The 18,126-nt window shown below is 38.8% G+C and carries 17 protein-coding genes; 10 read left to right on the forward strand and 7 right to left on the reverse strand.

Translation table 11 applies throughout. From position 1 onward, the window contains the following. Positions 1–136: 136 nt before the first annotated feature. Positions 137–565, reverse strand: a complete 429-nt coding sequence (locus BK009_RS00590; protein ID WP_100908752.1) for a pyridoxamine 5'-phosphate oxidase family protein — start codon at positions 563–565, stop codon at positions 137–139. Between the two features lie 230 nt (positions 566–795). On the opposite strand from BK009_RS00590, the gene BK009_RS00595 reads away from it, so the two are divergent. The 3 genes from BK009_RS00595 to mch all read left to right on the forward strand — a co-directional run bounded on the left by BK009_RS00595 (position 796) and on the right by mch (position 3,550). Further along, positions 796–1,773: a methionine synthase gene (locus tag BK009_RS00595; protein WP_100908753.1), complete on the forward strand. Its 978-nt coding sequence runs from the start codon at positions 796–798 to the stop codon at positions 1,771–1,773. Beyond that, the gene (locus tag BK009_RS00600) at positions 1,761–2,378 is read left to right on the forward strand and encodes a thymidylate synthase (protein WP_100908754.1); all 618 of its coding nucleotides are present in this window, start codon (positions 1,761–1,763) and stop codon (positions 2,376–2,378) included. The genes BK009_RS00595 and BK009_RS00600 overlap by 13 nt, the downstream gene beginning before the upstream one ends. 209 nt (positions 2,379–2,587) lie before the next feature. Beyond that, the gene (gene mch, locus BK009_RS00605; RefSeq protein WP_100906658.1) at positions 2,588–3,550 is read left to right on the forward strand and encodes a methenyltetrahydromethanopterin cyclohydrolase; all 963 of its coding nucleotides are present in this window, start codon (positions 2,588–2,590) and stop codon (positions 3,548–3,550) included. Positions 3,551–3,651: 101 nt separating this feature from the next. On the opposite strand, the gene BK009_RS00610 is transcribed toward mch, so the two are convergent. Continuing rightward, complete coding sequence (locus BK009_RS00610; protein WP_100908755.1) at positions 3,652–6,366, reverse strand: cation-translocating P-type ATPase; 2,715 nt, start codon at positions 6,364–6,366, stop codon at positions 3,652–3,654. Positions 6,367–6,641: 275 nt separating this feature from the next. Further along, complete coding sequence (locus BK009_RS00615; RefSeq protein ID WP_100904663.1) at positions 6,642–7,355, reverse strand: head GIN domain-containing protein; 714 nt, start codon at positions 7,353–7,355, stop codon at positions 6,642–6,644. Between the two features lie 340 nt (positions 7,356–7,695). Here BK009_RS00615 and ribC point away from each other — a divergent pair, with 340 nt between their 5' ends. Continuing rightward, positions 7,696–8,154 carry a riboflavin synthase gene (gene ribC, locus BK009_RS00620; protein ID WP_100907553.1) on the forward strand — a complete coding sequence of 153 codons (459 nt, stop codon included), beginning with the start codon at positions 7,696–7,698 and terminating at the stop codon, positions 8,152–8,154. 135 nt (positions 8,155–8,289) lie between these two features. On the opposite strand, the gene BK009_RS00625 is transcribed toward ribC, so the two are convergent. Beyond that, complete coding sequence (locus tag BK009_RS00625; RefSeq protein ID WP_100904662.1) at positions 8,290–8,958, reverse strand: ABC transporter ATP-binding protein; 669 nt, start codon at positions 8,956–8,958, stop codon at positions 8,290–8,292. Then, positions 8,951–10,168, reverse strand: coding sequence for an ABC transporter permease (locus tag BK009_RS00630; protein WP_335645298.1), 1,218 nt, complete (start codon positions 10,166–10,168; stop codon positions 8,951–8,953). The genes BK009_RS00625 and BK009_RS00630 overlap by 8 nt, the downstream gene beginning before the upstream one ends. Positions 10,169–10,309: 141 nt before the next feature. On the opposite strand from BK009_RS00630, the gene BK009_RS00635 reads away from it, so the two are divergent. Continuing rightward, positions 10,310–10,630, forward strand: coding sequence for a carboxymuconolactone decarboxylase family protein (locus tag BK009_RS00635; protein ID WP_100909694.1), 321 nt, complete (start codon positions 10,310–10,312; stop codon positions 10,628–10,630). Between the two features lie 27 nt (positions 10,631–10,657). Here BK009_RS00635 and BK009_RS12285 read toward each other — a convergent pair whose 3' ends face one another. Then, the gene (locus BK009_RS12285; RefSeq protein WP_157809673.1) at positions 10,658–11,872 is read right to left on the reverse strand and encodes a transposase; all 1,215 of its coding nucleotides are present in this window, start codon (positions 11,870–11,872) and stop codon (positions 10,658–10,660) included. 279 nt (positions 11,873–12,151) lie between these two features. Then, positions 12,152–12,544, reverse strand: coding sequence for an ArsR/SmtB family transcription factor (locus BK009_RS00645; RefSeq protein WP_100908757.1), 393 nt, complete (start codon positions 12,542–12,544; stop codon positions 12,152–12,154). 276 nt (positions 12,545–12,820) lie between these two features. Here BK009_RS00645 and BK009_RS12290 point away from each other — a divergent pair, with 276 nt between their 5' ends. The 5 genes from BK009_RS12290 (at position 12,821) to BK009_RS00670 (ending at position 18,051) form a co-directional block, all read left to right on the forward strand. Then, positions 12,821–13,774, forward strand: a complete 954-nt coding sequence (locus tag BK009_RS12290; RefSeq protein ID WP_157809674.1) for a TrmO family methyltransferase domain-containing protein — start codon at positions 12,821–12,823, stop codon at positions 13,772–13,774. 197 nt (positions 13,775–13,971) lie between these two features. Further along, positions 13,972–14,556: a GyrI-like domain-containing protein gene (locus BK009_RS00655; protein ID WP_236950999.1), complete on the forward strand. Its 585-nt coding sequence runs from the start codon at positions 13,972–13,974 to the stop codon at positions 14,554–14,556. 127 nt (positions 14,557–14,683) lie between these two features. Continuing rightward, a complete protein-coding gene (locus BK009_RS00660) occupies positions 14,684–15,493 on the forward strand; it encodes a zinc finger domain-containing protein (protein WP_335645306.1) in 810 nt (269 codons plus the stop codon). 628 nt (positions 15,494–16,121) lie between these two features. Further along, on the forward strand, positions 16,122–16,589 hold the full coding sequence (locus BK009_RS00665; RefSeq protein ID WP_100907555.1) for a MarR family winged helix-turn-helix transcriptional regulator: 468 nt from the start codon (positions 16,122–16,124) through the stop codon (positions 16,587–16,589). After that, on the forward strand, positions 16,576–18,051 hold the full coding sequence (locus BK009_RS00670; RefSeq protein WP_100908759.1) for an MATE family efflux transporter: 1,476 nt from the start codon (positions 16,576–16,578) through the stop codon (positions 18,049–18,051). Before BK009_RS00665 ends, BK009_RS00670 begins: the two co-directional genes overlap by 14 nt. Positions 18,052–18,126: the final 75 nt, after the last annotated feature.

The following is an 18,126-nucleotide window of genomic DNA, read 5'->3' on the forward strand; positions in this document are numbered from 1 at the left end:
CTCCAAAAAATACCATTCAGGGTTAAAAATTTAAAAATTTAGATTAAAAAAAAATAAAGATAATAAAGATTCAAAAATGATTTTGGGGTAATATTAACATTTTGAATCATTTAAAAGAATTTAATTAATCGCCAATTTAATCCCCAAACTCAATGATCTCTTTTGGTTTAAGATTACTCTCCCAGTCCCAGAAGTGAGCTTCACCATTGGTTATTCGGAATACTACCAGTTCTGGGCCTTCAGCAGTCAAACCAAACTCAGCTAAGAATGGGCGGTCAGCTAAAACTCTCTTTTTAACTTCCACATCATCCAAGAATTCAACCTCACCAGTAACCCTTAACATGGTCCCCACTGCATCATCAGGACGGTAGAATGCAAATTCTACTTTACCATTATCAGTAATCTGGCGGACCAGATCCTTCATGGTTGCAGTCTGGAAGTAAAAACCAGTTTCATCTGCATACCACATCCCCATACCCCTCACACGGGGCTGTTTCCCATCGGCAGTTGCCAGCCAGGCAACCGGGTTTTCATTGGCAAATTCAATACAATCTACAAAATCCATGTAATTCATCCCTCCTGAATATTCTAATACCCATATTCTTACTTAATATATTAATGACTGAGTTTATAATCATTTTCTGAGATTTATTTATGGGAATATTTACTTCAGATTATAGTAGTGGGAATGAGGGGGGAATTGGTATATGGCGTGTTATTATATATGTCCCAAAAACCATATTCAGTGATTGAACAATAATAAAAAGACCATAAATAAAGATATAAGATGATTTTATGTTAACTACTGTCGTTGGAAGTTACCCTTCACCACCACAGGAACCCCAATCCCTCGGTTCCAAAATCTCTGCTTTAATGGGGAATTACGACCCCTACAAGTCTGCTGTGGAATATGCTGTTTCTAAACAGATAAAAGCAGGTGTGAACATCATATCCACTGGACAAGTACGGGGGGATATGGTGGAAATATTCGCACGTGACATCACGGGAATGGCCTGGGAAGAGGGAACATCGAAAATCAAGGGCAAAATCCTCCCCCTAACCTATTCAATAGGTGCAAATGACGTTAAAATCGCCTTAAAAATTGCAAATAACATGTCTGAAGAGTTTAAGGCAGGGGGGGCTATTCTCTTCGATGGTAATTTCCAGGAAGATGTTCGGGGTGTTAAGGGTATCATTACTGGTCCCACTACACTGGTTCTATCATCAAGAATGGAAGGATTTTATACCCTGGATAAACGTGATAAAGCAATTATGGACTTGGCACAGGCCCTTAAACGTGAAGCTAAATACTTGGAAAATGCTGGGGTGGCCATGATCCAGTTTGACGAACCATTCCTCTCCACCGGAATGGCCAATATCAAAACTGCCTACAGAGCCATAAAAATAGTTCAAGATGGCTTGAAGGTGCCATTGTCCATGCACGTATGTGGAGATGTAAGTCATGTACTGGGAGAACTCCTTAAATTCCCGGTGGACATTATTGACTGTGAATTTGCAGGAATTGGTAAGAATCTTGAGATTCTCCAAAACACAGATCTTAAGGGTAAGAAGATTGGTTTTGGGTGTGTGGATACCAAGACAGAGAGAGTAGAAAGTCCAGAGGAAATTCTCACCCTGATTAAAAAAGGAATAGAATTAATTGGAGTAGAAAACATGATTGTTGACCCTGACTGTGGAATGCGCATGCTACCATCAGATGTGGCTTATCAAAAACTTAAAAACATGACGGAGGCAGTCCGATGGCTATCCTGATAAAAACATCCACTATAAAAAATGGATGGGAAACCCTGGTTAAGCGAGTAATGCAAAAAGGTGCGGAAATAAAGGATGAAAGAGGATCACTAACCCTGGAACTTCGCAACACTGTGGTTACCATGAACCGACCACTGGACCTGGAGATTCCCCCTGGGTATTTCTGGAGTGGAGAAAAACTGGAAATATACGCTGAACAATTCCTGAGTGATGATAAACAGGGATTCGTCTACACCTATGGCAACCGCCTGCGAAAACATTTCAAGGGCATCGACCAGATAGGAGAAGCTATAGGGCGCCTTAAAAATTGTAAAGAGTCCAGAAGAGCCATATCTGTTACTTGGGACCCTCCCACCGACACCCAACATGAGGAAGTGCCCTGTATGATCCTGGTAGACTTTAAAATAAGGGATGGCAAACTTCACACCACCGGGTTATGGCGTTCCCATGACATTTACGGTGCATGGTTCCCCAATGCAGTGGGATTAACTCACCTTTCCAAGTATGTTGCCGGGGAAGTGGGGGTAGATGTGGGAACTCTTACCATACACTCCATCAGTGCTCACATATATCAGGTGAACTTTGAAGAAGCTTTAAAGGTGTAAAAAGACTATCCACAGTGTATATGGTGATAATCTTTTTTTTCTGTAAGTTTGGATGTTGAAATATCCATGGTTACAGATTGTTTAATGGCTCGTAGAGGGTCGTAAAAAAATCAAATAAAAAAACTTAAAAATCCATACGGATTAAAGGAATTTAATGGATAACTTTCAGTGGATATCCATTGGATCTCACTTTCATTGGAGATGATCAGATGGTAAGTGTTAATTTAGAAGCTAAAAAAACAGTAGATTTAATGATTGAGAACGCAGACGACCTTAATATTGCAGTTCACAAATTGGAAAACGGTTCAACAGTTATAGATGCGGGAGTAAATGTAGCTGGAAGTTTTAAAGCAGGAGAACTCTACACTAAAGTTTGTCTTGGTGGGCTGGCTGAAGTGGGAATATCCATACCTGGTGACCTCTCTGAGAACTTTGCAATACCCTCAGTGAAGATAAAAACTCACCAACCAGCAATTTCAACCCTAGGATCACAGAAAGCAGGATGGTCTGTAAGTGTGGGTGACTACTTTGCCCTGGGCTCGGGTCCGGCAAGAGCACTGGCCCTGAAACCAGAGGAAACCTATGAAGAAATTGGTTACATGGATGAAGCAGATCTGGCCATTATCACTCTGGAATCAGACCAGCTTCCGGGTGCAGATGTGATGGATTACGTGGCTAAAGAATGTAAAGTAGCACCTGACAATGTTTACGCCCTGGTGGCTCCCACATCCTCTCTGGTTGGTTCCATTCAGATAGCTGGAAGGGTGATAGAAAACGGAACTTACAAGATGCTGGAAGCACTGCACTTTGATGTTAACAAGGTTAAACATGCAGCAGGTATAGCCCCTATAGCACCTGTGGATCCTGATGGTATGAAAGCCATGGGAAAAACCAATGATGCCGTTTTATTCGGTGGTCGGACTTACTACTACATTGAATCCGAGACCAAAGATAACCTTAAAGAACTGGCAGAAAAATTACCATCATCTGCTGCGGATGGATATGGAAAACCATTCTACGATGTCTTTAAAGAAGCCAACTTTGACTTCTTCCAGATTGACAAGGGAATGTTCGCACCAGCAGAAGTAGTCATAAACGACCTCACCACCGGAGAATTATTCAGAGGTGGATACGTCAATGTGGAATTATTGAAAAAATCCTTTGGATTGTAGGGCGAATTAACTCTCTCCCTATTTTTTTATATTTTTCTATCCTTTTCTGATTATCCCTCACGATGTCGGGGGTTTTTTAGAAACTCGATTTTAGAGTTATGTTATCCTATCTTTCTCCTTTTGATGAATTTCACCAAAAATTTTTCCACTTCTATCACTAAAAACCCGGGAAGTGCGAATAAGATGATGAGTGGCCACCAATCCAGGGGTATGGCAGTAGTTCTGAAGATGAATTCCAGTGGTTCTAAGTAAATAATCATTAGAAGGGATGCTAAAATAGCAGTTATCCCTAATAAAATCCATTTATTTGAGAAGGGACTGAAGTTGAATGCAGAGTCATGTATGGATCTGGCAGTGACCAGATAGAAGACATGAACCAGTATAACTGTGGCAAAGGCAGCAGTTTGCGCCTGATTTATCAGGAGTTCATTCATGGAATTATTTAAAGCTGGCATTCCGAATATCAGGAATATGGATAGAGCTCCGGCAGTCATGGCCAGAGAAACTAAACCCACCTTTCTCAGGAATAATAAGTTAACAATCTGTTCATCAGGATCCCTAGGGGGATTATTAAGTAAACCTGGTTCTTTAGGCTCTTTAATCAAAGGCAAAGCCAGAAATAATGAGTCGAAAAGGTTAATCCATAAAATCTGCACAGGTTCTAGGGGTAATGTGACTAAAAAGAGGGGTATGAATGGTGTTAAAAGTACGGAGCCTACAATTATCAGGCCTTGCCCTCCATTGGCTGCCAGGGCGTATAGAATAACCTTTCGTATGTTTTCAAAGATATGACGTCCTTCTTCTATGGCCTTCACTATACTGGCAAAATTATCATCTGCTAAAACCATATCTGAAGCTTCTTTACTCACATCAGTTCCAGTGATTCCCATGGCAATACCTATATCTGCCGCTTTCAATGCAGGAGCATCATTAACTCCATCCCCGGTAACCGCCACAATTTCTCCCCGTTTTTGCAGTTGGGTGGTTATACGGTATTTGTGTTCAGGGGCTACCCTGGCATAAACTGAAACATGTTCCACATTATCATAAAGATCTTCATCACTCATTTTCGATAATCTTTTACCATTAACCACTTCTTCCTCTTGTGAAGCAATACCTAGTTTTTGGCTAATGGCCTGGGCAGTTAGGGTATGATCCCCGGTGATCATCACTGTCCGTATCCCAGCCCCCCTTGATCGTTCGATGGCATTCTTAACCTCTTCTCGAGGAGGATCCATCATTCCCTGCAGCCCTAAAAAAGTCAGATCTTCCAGATATTCTGATCTGATCTTAGTTACATCTGATGGGAATGGTTTATAAGCAAAACCAAGTACTCTTAATGCCTCACCGGCCATTTCATCCGCTACAGTAGAAACCGCCGCCGATAATTCCTGTAGTTCTCCTTCAACCATTTGGGTTTTACACATTTTCAGTATTTTTTCTGGAGATCCCTTGACATATAACCAGTTTTCATTATTCCCTTTATTCAGAGTAGCCATATACTGGTTTTCAGATTGGAAAGGTATCTCATCCATCCTGGTAGATTTTTCAGTGACACCGGCCTTGTAAGCAGAAACAATCAACGCACCCTCAGTGGGATCTCCAATGATCTTATAATGACCATCTTCCTTAACTAGGGATGCATTGTTACACATTAAACCGGCTTTAAGTGTTTCTGAAAGTTCTTCACCTTCCTCAGAAACTTTGACCACTTTATCCTTAAGAATGTAATCTCCTTCAGGCTCATATCCTGTTTTACTGATGTGGTATGTTTTATTACCGCAGAAGATGTTTAAAACCGTCATCTCATTCTTGGTAAGGGTCCCGGTTTTATCGGAGCATATTACTGTAGCCCGGCCCAGAGCCTCCACTGAAGGAAGTTTCCTTATTAATGCTTTATGTTGGGCCATTTTTTTAACTCCCAGGGCCAGGGTGATGGTTAAAACAGCGGGAAGACCTTCAGGGATAACAGCAACTGCCAGGGAAGCTGAAGCCATAAAAGAATAGATGAATCCGAAACCAAACCACATAGAAAATGCAAAGTTTACAATGGCAATAATAATGATACTGACCACCAGGATCTCCGTGAATTTTTCAATTTTTTTGGTAAGGGGAGTTACTATTTCACGGGTTCCCTTCATAATTTCTGCAATCTTACCCATTTCCGTGGATTCGCCTGTGGCTACCACCACTCCCCGACCTGAACCCTGGGTAATGAATGTTCCACTGAAAACCATTGATTTTTGATCAGCAGGGGGAAGATCAGAGTCAGATAATGCCTTAGAATTTTTATGCACCGGTAGAGACTCACCAGTAAGTGGAGCTTCATCTGCATGTAAATTTTTAGACTGAATAATCCGTAGATCAGCCGGTATTTTGGTACCACTTTCCACTAATACCATATCACCTGGAACCAGAAGACGGGAGTTAACAACTACCTTTTCACCATCCCGCAAAACAGTGCACTCCTGGACCATCATTTCCTCCAGAGCTTTAATGGAAGATTCAGCTTTACCCTCCTGTATAAATCCAATGGAAGCATTTACAATTACCACACCAACAATGACAACGACATCAATTATATCACCTAGAAAAGCTGTGACTATGGCGGCAACAATTAAGACGTAAATCAGGGGATTATTAAAATGTTTTAAAAATCTGAAAAATGGGTTAATCTTCTTAAAACTCAACTCATTGTAACCATATTCTCTAAGCCTATCTTTAGCCTCTTCTGAGGTAAGTCCATTTAAATTTGATTTAAGTATTTCAAAGGTCTCCGCTGATGACAATTGATACCATTCATCTTCATTGGACATGATATTCTATTTGTCAATTGGTTGTAATATTTTTATAGGTAGTATTATTTTTTGCAATGAAATCTGATATTTGAAGTAAAATCTCAAATAAACTCTTAATAATTATTCTTGTAGACATATATGGATGAATTTATTGTATCATTAAAAATAGACCATATTCCATCGCAATAACCATTTTTTTTATCAGAAGCCAGTTATCCCTAAACAGTAACTTTTATATCAGTAAAAATTTTCGTAAGAAAAGAGTGAATAAAAAAATAAGAAATTGGGGATTTTTAAGAGGTTATCTGTTTCACTGAACTGCCGCTACTGATTTGCTGATTGACCTGGGGGCTTCCTAAATAATTCAGATTCCCTGCACCATTTATCATTGCGTTGAGAACTTTGCTAACGTTTACGGTGCCTTTGCCAGCTCCGTCAATGTTTATGGTGGTGGTTTCAGTTGCCAGTTCTTTGGCTTCGTAGTTACCAGCTCCACTGATAGTCACGGTCTGTTCAGTGGCTTTACCTGCTAAAACCATCTTTCCAGCTCCAGATATGATTACGGTGAGTTTTTCCAGATTCAGCCCTGCCAGGTTACCATCTCCTGCACCCTCCATGTTTATGCTCATGGTTTTGGTGTTGAAACCAGTGGACTGGATCTTCCCGGCACCAGAAATACCTATGGAAGTCATGTCTTTGACAGTTAGATAGAATTTAACATCCTTGGTGGGTGTAGGGGTGTTGGTATCATAACTTATAATAAGTTTATTACCTTCCACCTTGCTCTGGATGTGAGGCAGGATATTATCCTCAGCTTCAATAGTCAATGCTTCCTGGTCTCCCTGCTGAAGTACAATGGTCCCAATTCCATTAAGTGTCACCTGGTTAACTCCATTAACCTCTTTTGTCTGGTTAATCATATTCCCCGAACCCCAACCACTCATGGTACATCCCGATGCAGCAACAACCAGGCCAAGAATGAAAACTAAAAACACGTATATTTTCACTTCAATACTCCCTCCTAATCATTTTTTAGAGTAAATTAAGCATTATTATAGACTTAATGGTTAATATAATTATTGAAATAATCTCTGAAAATAGGGATTAGTCCTAAGGGGCTGGGCACTATGGCTCAATGTGCTCACAGATTCATATTCATCATCACCTACTGATTCACATTCAGTTAAATAATTCATTTCTACAAAAAAATTCATATGAAGCCAGTGCCAACAAATATGCAAAGAATAAAATTAATTCAATATCCAGAAAAATCCATACCTTCTAAAATCGAAAACTTAAGTTAAAATCAAAAAGACATAACTTTCATAATCTTACAGTGTGATAAACATGAAAATTGGAATCTGCGATACTACCTTTGCCCGTTACGACATGGCCTCTGCAGCTATTAATGAGATAAAACAACATGTGGGCAACAATAAAATAATCAGAAGAACTGTTCCTGGTGTTAAGGACCTTCCGGTGGCCTGTAAAAAGCTCATTGAAGAAGAGGGTTGTGAAGTGGTTATGGCACTGGGAATGCCCGGACCTGAGGTTATGGATAAAACATGTGCCCATGAGGCATCAACTGGACTTATACAGGCTCAACTCATAACCAACACCCATATACTGGAAGTATTCGTCCACGAGGATGAGGGAGTTGATGAAAAGGACCTTAAATTCCTGGCTGATAACCGGGCCCGTGAACACGCCCAGAACCTGGTTAAAATGTTCTTTAAAAAAGGTGCACTGGAAAAAGAAGCAGGAATGGGAATGAGGGAGGGGCATCCTGATAAAGGGCCATTATAACTGTTTAGACCATAATCCTTTTACATCGAACTAGAAGAAAAAAATAGGGAAAATAAATATATTCTAAAATTATCAAGCTGGACTTTATTTTTCTCAATTTCGGACTTATTTCATCAAATTCTGTTTTAATTTCCATTAAGTTTTTATTTTCCCATCCAAGACTTCAATGGTCCTTTCAGCCAATGCAGCCACATTCAGGTCATGGGTGACCATGATCAAGGTGACTTTCTCTTTATCATGGAGATCCTTGAGTAGTTTCAGGATCATTTGGCCGTTTTTAGAGTCCAGGGATCCAGTGGGCTCATCAGCCAGAATTATGGATGGATCATTGGCTAGGGATCGGGCAATGGCCACCCTCTGCCTTTCACCACCGGATAATTCAGTGGGTTTTCTACTGGCTTTATCCGAGAGATTCATGTTCTCCAAAAGCTTCAAAGCTTTTTCTCTCATATTTTTACCAGATAATCCACTTTCAAACATGGGTATCTCCACATTCTCCACCACACTAAGATTGGGAATTAGGTTGTGAAGTTGGAAAATGAAACCAATCTCCCTGGAACGAAATTCACTCAGATCCTTTTTACCCTTGAGATCATATCCAGCCACTTTTATCGTACCTTCATCAGGCCGGTCCAGGGCGCCGATCATGTTAAGGAGAGTGGATTTCCCAGATCCTGAGGGGCCAATAATGGAAATGAATTCTCCTCTTTTTATATTAAGGTCAATACCATTTAAGGCAGTTATCTTTCCTTTATCAAACCCTTTTTTGAGATTTTTAATCTCCACAATGTTCTCATCATTCATAGCGCAACGCCTCGGTTGGTGCCAGTCTGGATGCCCTGTATGCGGGGTAGAGTCCTCCTATCACTCCCACCAGGAATGCGATTCCCAGTGCTTTCAGGAAAAGTTCTGCAGAGTAAACTGGCTGGATAAAACTTCCCATGGAAGGTGATGATAAGATGAGTTCAACCACCCCCACCCCAATAATTAATCCTATGATATAAGATACCAGGGTTAAAACCACGGATTCGCCAATGATCATCATCATTATCCTATGATTCTTCCATCCTGATGCTTTTAAGACACCTATCTCTCGGGTGCGTTCGTAAACTGACATTACCATGGTGTTAATCACGCCAATACCTCCTATTAGGATTGCTAGGAGTGATATGGCCCACGCTGCACTGTCAATGGTTTCAAGTCCCTTGTTCACCCGGTTGAAGTCTTCAATGGTTTTAATGGTTACCAGTTCATCAGTATAATTACCCTCCACCTTACTGGTAATTTCCTCCAGATTAGAGTCTGGTTTTATTTTTACAAAGATCATGGAAACCTCATCTGGCTTTTCAGCAAGCTCCTGGAGAAGGGGAAGAGACATGAAGGATCCGGCATCTTCCCACATACTACCAGTTTCAAAGATACCAACGATTTTGAATTCCTGGCTGAAGAGTTTAACTGTATCCCCCACAGTTTTGTTAAGACTTGGGGATGCTCGTTTACCGATTATAATCTCATCACCATTTTCTGAAAATTCATTACCATCAATGATGTTGATCTCTCCCACTGTGAGGCTCTGCTTCTCAATTCCCATCACTGTGAACAGATCTCCACCCACCACCCGATTGACTATGAGCACTCCCACTGCATCATCCACCCCTTGAAAATTTTTTAGATCATTCACCCTGCTTTCATTGATCTTACTGGATCCCAGGCCTGGAGAGTTGGCTTCAGTAACTGTGAAATCAGATCCACCCGATTTGAGGGTGCTTTGAGTGGATTCCTTTAAACCATCTGTTACTATTCCCAGGGCAATGATGGTGGCAATTCCAATGGCAATTCCAACAATGGCCAGAGCACTGCGAGTCTTGTTGCGGAAAGGATTTTTAAGGATGAAGGTTAGAAATGACATACTACTTTTTTTTTTGTTCATAAAGTTTATAGATGATGAACCTGAGAAAATAGGAATTTTTTGTAAATATTTTTCTTTGACATCTCTTTTTTTGGATATCTCCAACTTTTTTTAGATATCCTCCAATAATTTTGAAGATACTTGATAAGGACGGGATAAGGACGGCAATTTTAGAAAATTCGGAAGTTATATATGAAAAAAATTACATATTTTAAAGGTGATAAAGTTATATTCGGAGGGAAAAAGATGAAAGAAGACGTTTTTTATGGTAAAGGAATGGCCCATGTTAAAAAAGACTATCCAGATATCTTTAAAGCAGTAGTTCAGCTTAATGAAGCAGCTTACACGGGAAAAGTATTAGACTATCGCACACAGAAACTCATAGCCTTAGGGATAACTGCAGCTGCCTCTGATGACCGGGCCATGAAGAAGCAGATGATAAGTGCCATGAAAGAATTTGATATAACCAGGGATGAGATTGTGGATGTTTTGCGGGTGGTTCTTTTAACTTCAGGAAACCCTCCATTCACTAAGGCCATGAAAATACTCTACGACATCACTGAATAATTTTTATCTTTTTTTGGGACTGTAAAGTTATTGGGTGTTGATATTTTTTCCATGTTTAGCTGTCCATTTTTTCATTTTTTGGTTTAGGTAGCTGAGTATTCCTTTTATTGTTTTGTAAATTTTCTTTATTTGGTTGGGGTCTGTTTGTCTGTAGTAATTTTCTACTTTGTTGGATGTTCGTTGTATGAATGGGCTTATCATGAAGTGTGTGAGTCTTTGAAAGTCTGGAAGTATCTTTTTAGTGAGGTATCGTTGTAAAACTTTTGGAATATCTTTGAATTTGTCCAGTAGTGTTTCTAGTCTGTTTATTGATGTTTCTTCGTTGTATGTGCGGAATATGTTTTTTATGTCGGTGAAATAAAGGCATAATGTTATTTTTTCACGTTTGGAGACATTTTTGGACTTTAATATTTTGTGTACACTGTTTCCTATCATTTTAAATAGGTGAAATATGCATAATTGGTGTTTCACACCAATTTTGTCCATTATTCTTTTGTATCTTCGGAAATGATCGGTTGTAATTGCTATCAGTGGTTGATTTTTTGTGGATTCTTCAATAAATCTTTTTATGGCTTCTGTAGTTCTTTTAGGAGCTATTTCTTCTGCTATTGGTATGTTGAGTATGGTGTCGTATAATGTTAAACGGTAGTGTCTTTTACCGTTAAGTCGAATATACTGCTCATCATACGCGTAGTAACCTGAATAAAGTGTTATTGTGTTGGTTATTCGTTTTTCAACTTCTATGGTTTGCCATTTTTTAATGGTTGTGTGTGATGGTGAGTTTCCAAAGAACGTTTGAAAGTCTTCCCCCAATTTACGCAGCGAACGATAGCCTGTTTGAATCAAAGACTCTAATTTATCACTGTAAATATTAACGTATCTGTGATGAGGTTTTATAACTGAATCTAAGCTTGTTGTGAACTTTTTACTGCAACTTTTACATTTATATCGTCGCAAATAAATTTTTTGAGGTCCTGAATCAGCCAATATGGGGTTTCTTTCATGATATTCCTGTTTAATCACATGATTTGAATTACAATTAGGACAAATTGGGTTTAAATATTCGAAATGATTGTTTGAAAGTAAATTCAGGTTTTTATTCACGTTTCGAGTGATTTCAGACCTTTGAAATCTTCGTGTTAAAACTTCATCAAATTTTGGTTTTTCCACAACAAAATCGAAAAGATTAAGTTGCATGGACGCAATACTAGAACTGAGAGTAGTTATAATTTCATTAGGCATGTTATTATATCTATTCTCACTTTATACTTAATTTTAACGGTTTATAACTGGAATTTGATTTAAATCTGAAGTTTTTTAAATTTTTGTGAAATTTGCTTCAACACCCAAAAACTTTACAGCCACCTTTTTTTATTTCAATTTCTATTTTTTGGTGAGAGAATTAAGTTAAGGATTAAGTTATTAGGGATTAAGAGTTATCCTGACTAACTCCTAATTTAATCTGCTAATAATGAGGGCTTTATTTAAATTATCTGCTTAAATATCACATTAAAAATAAGATTAATCCTTCTTTTTGTTTCGTTCTAAAAAGGACATTGAGAGATTTTTACGTTTTTTTGATTCAGTTATCTGCATTCCTAACATTTGGCTGGTTTTATAAGCATTTCCAATGGTTTTTAAGTATTTTTCTCCATCTTCAGTGAGGCAGTAGGTTCCGTGCTGGATTTTTTCAATTAGTCCGGTGTTCATTAGTCTGCTGAGATGGTTAGCCAGGGCAGATTTTTTTAAATCTGTTTCATCAAGGAGCATTTGGAAGCTTGAAGGACCATCTAACAAGTAAATAAGAATTTTAAATCGATTGAGGTTTCCAATGGCCTTTAAAATAGTTACTATCCCTTCTGTGGAATTCAATAGAAACTCTTTCGAGAGGTTTGAATCTATTTCTTTATCCATAAACTTCTTTTATCCTTTTTTAAAATAAATAATTTTCTTTAAACTCATCAATTTCTTTAACCTATCATTAAAAGAATCAATAATTGGTATTTTATTCACAGTTTTCCCAGATTTATTGGTTTACTTTTCTTTTTGGTGTTTCGAATGTTTTTTTTTTGATTTTAGGTTTCTTTGATCCATAATTGTTCATTAAAACATGGAATACTATTCCGTAAAAAATTAAATATATATGGGGTGGTATCCAAATTATACTAAAAGGCAGTTAGGAGAAAAACCATGAAAATTGATTCAAAAACCATTGAGGAAAAGCAAGTGGCCAGTATATCCTATGTAGGGTCAGTGGAAGATATGGGGGAACTTATCGGTGAATTAGCTGATTGGGTGATGAACAGAGGGCTCCAAATCACCGAACCACCCTTTGTTGTTTATTACACCAGTCCCATGGAGGTTGCTCCAGAAAAAATGGAATACGATGTGGGAATACCCTTTGAGGGGGAGGTGAAAGGTGAAGGGAGGATTAGCATAAAAGTAATGCCCCAACACCAGGTTCTTTCCACCCTTCACCAGGGACCCTATCATGAAGTGGGCTCTGCCTATGGAATGATGATGGAGCACATCATGAAAGATGGCTATGAAATGATCGGTGTCCCTCGAGAAATTTACCTTAACAGCCCCCAAGAAGTACCTGAAACCGAACTATTAACTGAAATACAGTTTCCCATCATTCCAGAGTCATGCATGGATGAGTCCGGCTCAGGCATAGAATTCTTCGACATTGAACAAGAACCGGAAAATTTTAAGATCTTTAAAATTGGCCAGGTATCAATAAAAAATTCCAAAACCTATCTTGAAATTTCAGGATCCTATCGTCCTGGGTTAAAGAGTTTAGGTGAATTCAGTCATGTCATGGTGTTTTGGTGGGCTGATAAGTTTGATAATGCCCATTACAGAACTGCATTGCGCACTAATCCACCATATGCTACCAATCACCCTACCGGGGTTTTTGCCACCCGGGCAGAGTACCGGCCTAATCCACTGGCACTGACCACCTGCAAAATAGTTGAGGTTAATGAAGAAGAAGGGATTATAGAAGTTTCGGGTATGGATGCCTTTAATGGCACACCTATTATCGATCTAAAGCCATACACGCCGTCATTTGACCGAGTGAAAGAAGTTGAGATACCAGTATGGCTTTCTTTCCTATGGCCTCAATGGAAAGGAGAATATTAAAATTAAATGAAAAACAGGATTAGAGTTAATCTACTCCAGGATTACTTTTTAGAAATCAATCTTTAGATCAACTGTGAGAACAAGATTTAGATCTAACCTTTGAGAATAAAATAATAAAGGAGATGAAAATAAATACTATTTATATCAAAGTTCCCTAATCAAAATTCGTTTTCATGACTGATTATGGGATTTTACAGATGATTGGCCACACAAAAAAACTTTTAAGGGCAGAAAAGATGAACTCCAACCAGGACCAGCCAAAACCTCAAAAAATCAAGATAACCGGGGAAATCAGTTTAAAATTAGTTGGTTGTGTCTATTATGGGGATCCTTTTCATTCAAATGAAGAATGGAGCGTAAATAACGAAATTGGGGTTTTATGGGGTCGTTTTTATAAATTATATGGGGAATTAGGGGATGTACTGCAGAAAGGGGCTGTAGGTGATGTGGCCTATGAACTCCACCTACAACCAGAAGATTACCCTGAAACTGGGAAATTCTATGTGTACGTGGGGATCGAGGTTGAAAATCTGGATGAAATGCCAATTGAAATGTTCTGCAAGGCTTTACCCCCAACAAAATATGCAGTTTTCACCTTCAAAGGAGAAGACATGTTCAGTGGCGGGGAATACATCTGGAATGAATGGCTTTCCCGCTCCAAGTATGATGAAGCCCATCCATTCATGATACTTGCCTACCATAAAAACCGATATAAGGGCATGGAGGATCCTGAATCTGAAGTTGATTTTTTGGTACCTATAAAGAATAAACCTGATGAATAGCAGGAACAATAATTAACAAGAATGACATGAATTTCAACAAAAATCTTTTGGTGTGCTCTTTTAATGGTTCAGATAAATAAATGATTAAATATTTAGGGGGGATTTTATCGGTCTTGAATTACCTGAAATATTATGTTTGTCTCTTCAGATGGAAAAAACCCTAAAAGGTAAAGTTATAACCCAAATCGTACTGGGGGATAGTTCCAAAAGCCTAATTAAACAGGGAATGTGCAACCTGAATGAAAGGAGTGGGGAAATATTAAATACACCCCTAAAATCCATTAAAAATCAGGGTAAATGGATTTTTTTGGAATTTAAGAATGGAAAATTCCTGTTATTGGGGGAAATAATTGGAAAATTTATTTATCACCTGGAAAATGACCATGTACCCTCAAAATTCCACATTCTTTTTAAATTCCAAGATGGGACATTTTTAACATTCCACTCGTCTCTTTACGCATTTTTACTCGTAGCAGACAAAAAACAGTTAGAAGAACATAAATACGCGGGAAATCAGGGATTAACTCCTATTAGTGGGGAATTCACCTATGATTATTTTGCTGATATCCTGTCCCGCTATAAAAACCGGGGAATAAAGGGAGTTCTTAACCTGCAGAGTGAAATTTCAGGATTGGGTAATGCATACATCAACGATATTTTATACCAAGCTCAGATACACCCCAAAACTAAAGTTTATGCCCTGGATGAGGATAAAAAAAAGAAAATATATCAATGTATTATCAGTACCATCAACCAGGCCGTGAAAAATAGGGGAAGTTCCAGTGAATATGATTTATTTGGCAAAAAGGGAAATTACATCCGGATAATGGATCGAAAAACTGAAAACAGGAAATGTGAGCGATGCGGTGTGAAAATCGTGAAGATGAATGTTTTAGGATCTTCTTCCTATCTGTGTCCAGAGTGTCAAAAACTGTAAAAGACCTTTCCAAAATAGAAAATAGGGATACAGACAAATATTTGGTCTAAATGGTGGAAAAAGAACAGTAGATAACTTTAAATGAAGATTATCGGCTCAGAATACATATGCAGTGCAATAGGTAATGATAAAAAGAATCAAAAACGTTCCAGTGTTAAGAAAGCCCGGTTAAAAGATTAGATTACTCCATTAAGGGATTAAATTTCAGATAATCTTTGAAGAAAAATTAGAATATTCAATAATAATAGTTATTATTAATTTATTCCTTTAAATATAATCAATTTTCTTTTAATATCCATTGGTACAGGTTTTTACCTTTCTACAAATTATGATAATGGTAATCTGGTAATTATACCCTTTAGTTGTGGTGACAATTGTTGCATTGACAACATATTTATATGGCATATGATCCAATGTTAATGAAGATAAGGAATATTCGATTCTCCTTGATAATCCATATTTTCATGCTTTTATACTCATTTCTAACATCTTTTGGGTTTATAATTCTCTTTAGGATATTTTAAGTTTGTAATAATCCCTAAGGACGTTTTTGAATAGTCCTGAACAATTATTCTTATTCATAAAGGTTTAATTATTGAATTTTTTAAAAAAAGTATTGGGTGAAATTATGTCTTTAAACATTCCATTTAGAGGAATTCTATCAATCATAATCCGAAATCATTTCATATTCATGAACCGGGAGTTAAAACATCTGGAACTTACTGAAGGGCAGGTACCCTGTATTATAGCCATTTCCAAGCGGCCTGGAATTACCCAGGATGACCTGGCCAGAATGTTCCACATTGACAAAGGAACTATAGCCCGTGCAATCAGGAAATTAGAGGAAAAAAATCGAGTTAGTAAGGTTCCGGATCCGGAAAATCGTCGAAGATATCTACTTTCCCTAACCAAAGAAGGGGAAGAATTAATACCTGAAATCCTCCTAGCTGAGAAAAAATGGGAAAATATAATCTTTAAAGGCTTTTCAGATGAAGAACGTGGGGAACTATTAAAGGGAATGGAAAAAATGGCTGAAAATAGTCTTGAAACATGTAAAAATCAATGCAAAGAGAGTGAAAATTGTGAAAAAGGATAAATTATCTTTATCAAATGATAAATCATCATCAAAGGACAAACCTTCATCATCAAATCCTAGTGGGAGTTGGGGAGATGAAAAAAAAGAAACAGATGAAGACTTAGTGGAAAAAACTGAAGGTGTGGCCTTAATCACCGGCGAACCTAAAAAAGCCATAATAAAACTATCCGGACCACTCATTGTGGCCATGATACTCATGTCTGCCTATAATCTGGTGGACGCCATCTGGGTATCCGGCCTTGGTGGAAATGCCCTGGCGGCAGTGGGATTTGTAACACCACTATTCATGATACTGGTTGGTCTGTCCAACGGTATAGGTGCCGGTGCAACCTCAGCTATCTCCCGCTGCATAGGTGCCCGAAACACCCAAGGTGTCAACAACACTGCCATGCATACTTTGGTTATCACTATTATTATTTCCGTGATCCTCACGATTCTACTGGAGCTATTTTTACATCCTCTTCTTTCAGTTCTAGGGGCAGGGAACACCATTGACCTGGCAGTTTCATATGGTAGAGTCACTTTTGCCGGTACCATACTCATGCTTTTCACTGGTGCTGCCTACGGAATCCTACGCTCAGAAGGAGATACCAAGAGGACCATGCATGCCATGATCATATCTTCAGTGGTAAACATGGTTCTGGACCCCATACTCATCTACCTGGCAGGTTGGGGCATTGCCGGAGCAGCATGGGCCACCCTCATCTCCCAGGCAATAGTTGCAGTGATTATACTCTACTGGTTCCTTAAAAAGAAGGATACCTTTGCCACTTTATCCTGGAAATACTTCAAACCAGATTTAAATGTTTCTAAATCTATTTTAGGAGTTGGACTGCCTGCCAGTGCCGAATTCATGGTTATGTCTGCAGTAACTGCCATTTTAAATGTAATACTGGTTAAAGTTGCCGGAACTGATGCCGTGGCCGTGTATTCAGCCGGGTGGAGGGTGGTGATGATGGCCATAATACCAATGGCTGCAGTGGGAACCGCAGTGGTCACGGTTAGTGGTGTGGCCTACGGAGCGCGAAAATATAAAAACCTGCGCATAGCTCACAACTACTCTATAAAGGTGGGGTTAGTGGTGGCAATTATCACCAGTATCATAACTTATGTATTTGCACCCCAAATCTCCAAAATATTCGCCTACTCACCAGAAACAGCCTACCTAGCACCTACCATTGCCGCTTTCCTACAAGTGATGTGTTTATTTTACATATTCGTACCCCCAGGACTCATGTCCAGTTCCGTTTTCCAGGGAGTGGGAAAGGGAATCACATCCCTCATCTTCACCGTGCTGAGACAGTTACTCTTTGTAGCCCTATTTGCCTACATTCTAGCCATAACCCTTAATTTTGGCCAGCAGGGTGTATGGTGGGGTATTGTTGCAGGAGATATTGCTGGAAGCGCAGTTGCCTATACTTGGGCACGATTGTATATAAGCCGGATTCAGAAACAAGTTTAACAGTGTGGGGATCATCATCACCAATTATTTTCACCCCTGGGAGCACAACCTTTTTAAGGACATATGATCAACATT

Origin of the sequence: Methanobacterium subterraneum (assembly GCF_002813695.1) — an archaeon.
Lineage (GTDB): Archaea > Methanobacteriota > Methanobacteria > Methanobacteriales > Methanobacteriaceae > Methanobacterium > Methanobacterium subterraneum.

Coding starts and splice junctions, on each gene's coding strand:
- BK009_RS00665 (WP_100907555.1), top strand. CDS start 16,122: ATGTCTTTAAACATTCCATTTAGAGGAATTCTATCAATCATAATCCGA.
- BK009_RS00625 (WP_100904662.1), bottom strand. CDS start 8,958: ATGAATGATGAGAACATTGTGGAGATTAAAAATCTCAAAAAAGGGTTT.
- BK009_RS00655 (WP_236950999.1), top strand. CDS start 13,972: ATGATTGGCCACACAAAAAAACTTTTAAGGGCAGAAAAGATGAACTCC.
- mch (WP_100906658.1), top strand. CDS start 2,588: ATGGTAAGTGTTAATTTAGAAGCTAAAAAAACAGTAGATTTAATGATT.
- BK009_RS12290 (WP_157809674.1), top strand. CDS start 12,821: ATGAAAATTGATTCAAAAACCATTGAGGAAAAGCAAGTGGCCAGTATA.
- BK009_RS12285 (WP_157809673.1), bottom strand. CDS start 11,872: ATGCCTAATGAAATTATAACTACTCTCAGTTCTAGTATTGCGTCCATG.
- ribC (WP_100907553.1), top strand. CDS start 7,696: ATGAAAATTGGAATCTGCGATACTACCTTTGCCCGTTACGACATGGCC.
- BK009_RS00610 (WP_100908755.1), bottom strand. CDS start 6,366: ATGTCCAATGAAGATGAATGGTATCAATTGTCATCAGCGGAGACCTTT.
- BK009_RS00590 (WP_100908752.1), bottom strand. CDS start 565: ATGGATTTTGTAGATTGTATTGAATTTGCCAATGAAAACCCGGTTGCC.
- BK009_RS00635 (WP_100909694.1), top strand. CDS start 10,310: ATGAAAGAAGACGTTTTTTATGGTAAAGGAATGGCCCATGTTAAAAAA.
- BK009_RS00600 (WP_100908754.1), top strand. CDS start 1,761: ATGGCTATCCTGATAAAAACATCCACTATAAAAAATGGATGGGAAACC.
- BK009_RS00595 (WP_100908753.1), top strand. CDS start 796: ATGTTAACTACTGTCGTTGGAAGTTACCCTTCACCACCACAGGAACCC.
- BK009_RS00645 (WP_100908757.1), bottom strand. CDS start 12,544: ATGGATAAAGAAATAGATTCAAACCTCTCGAAAGAGTTTCTATTGAAT.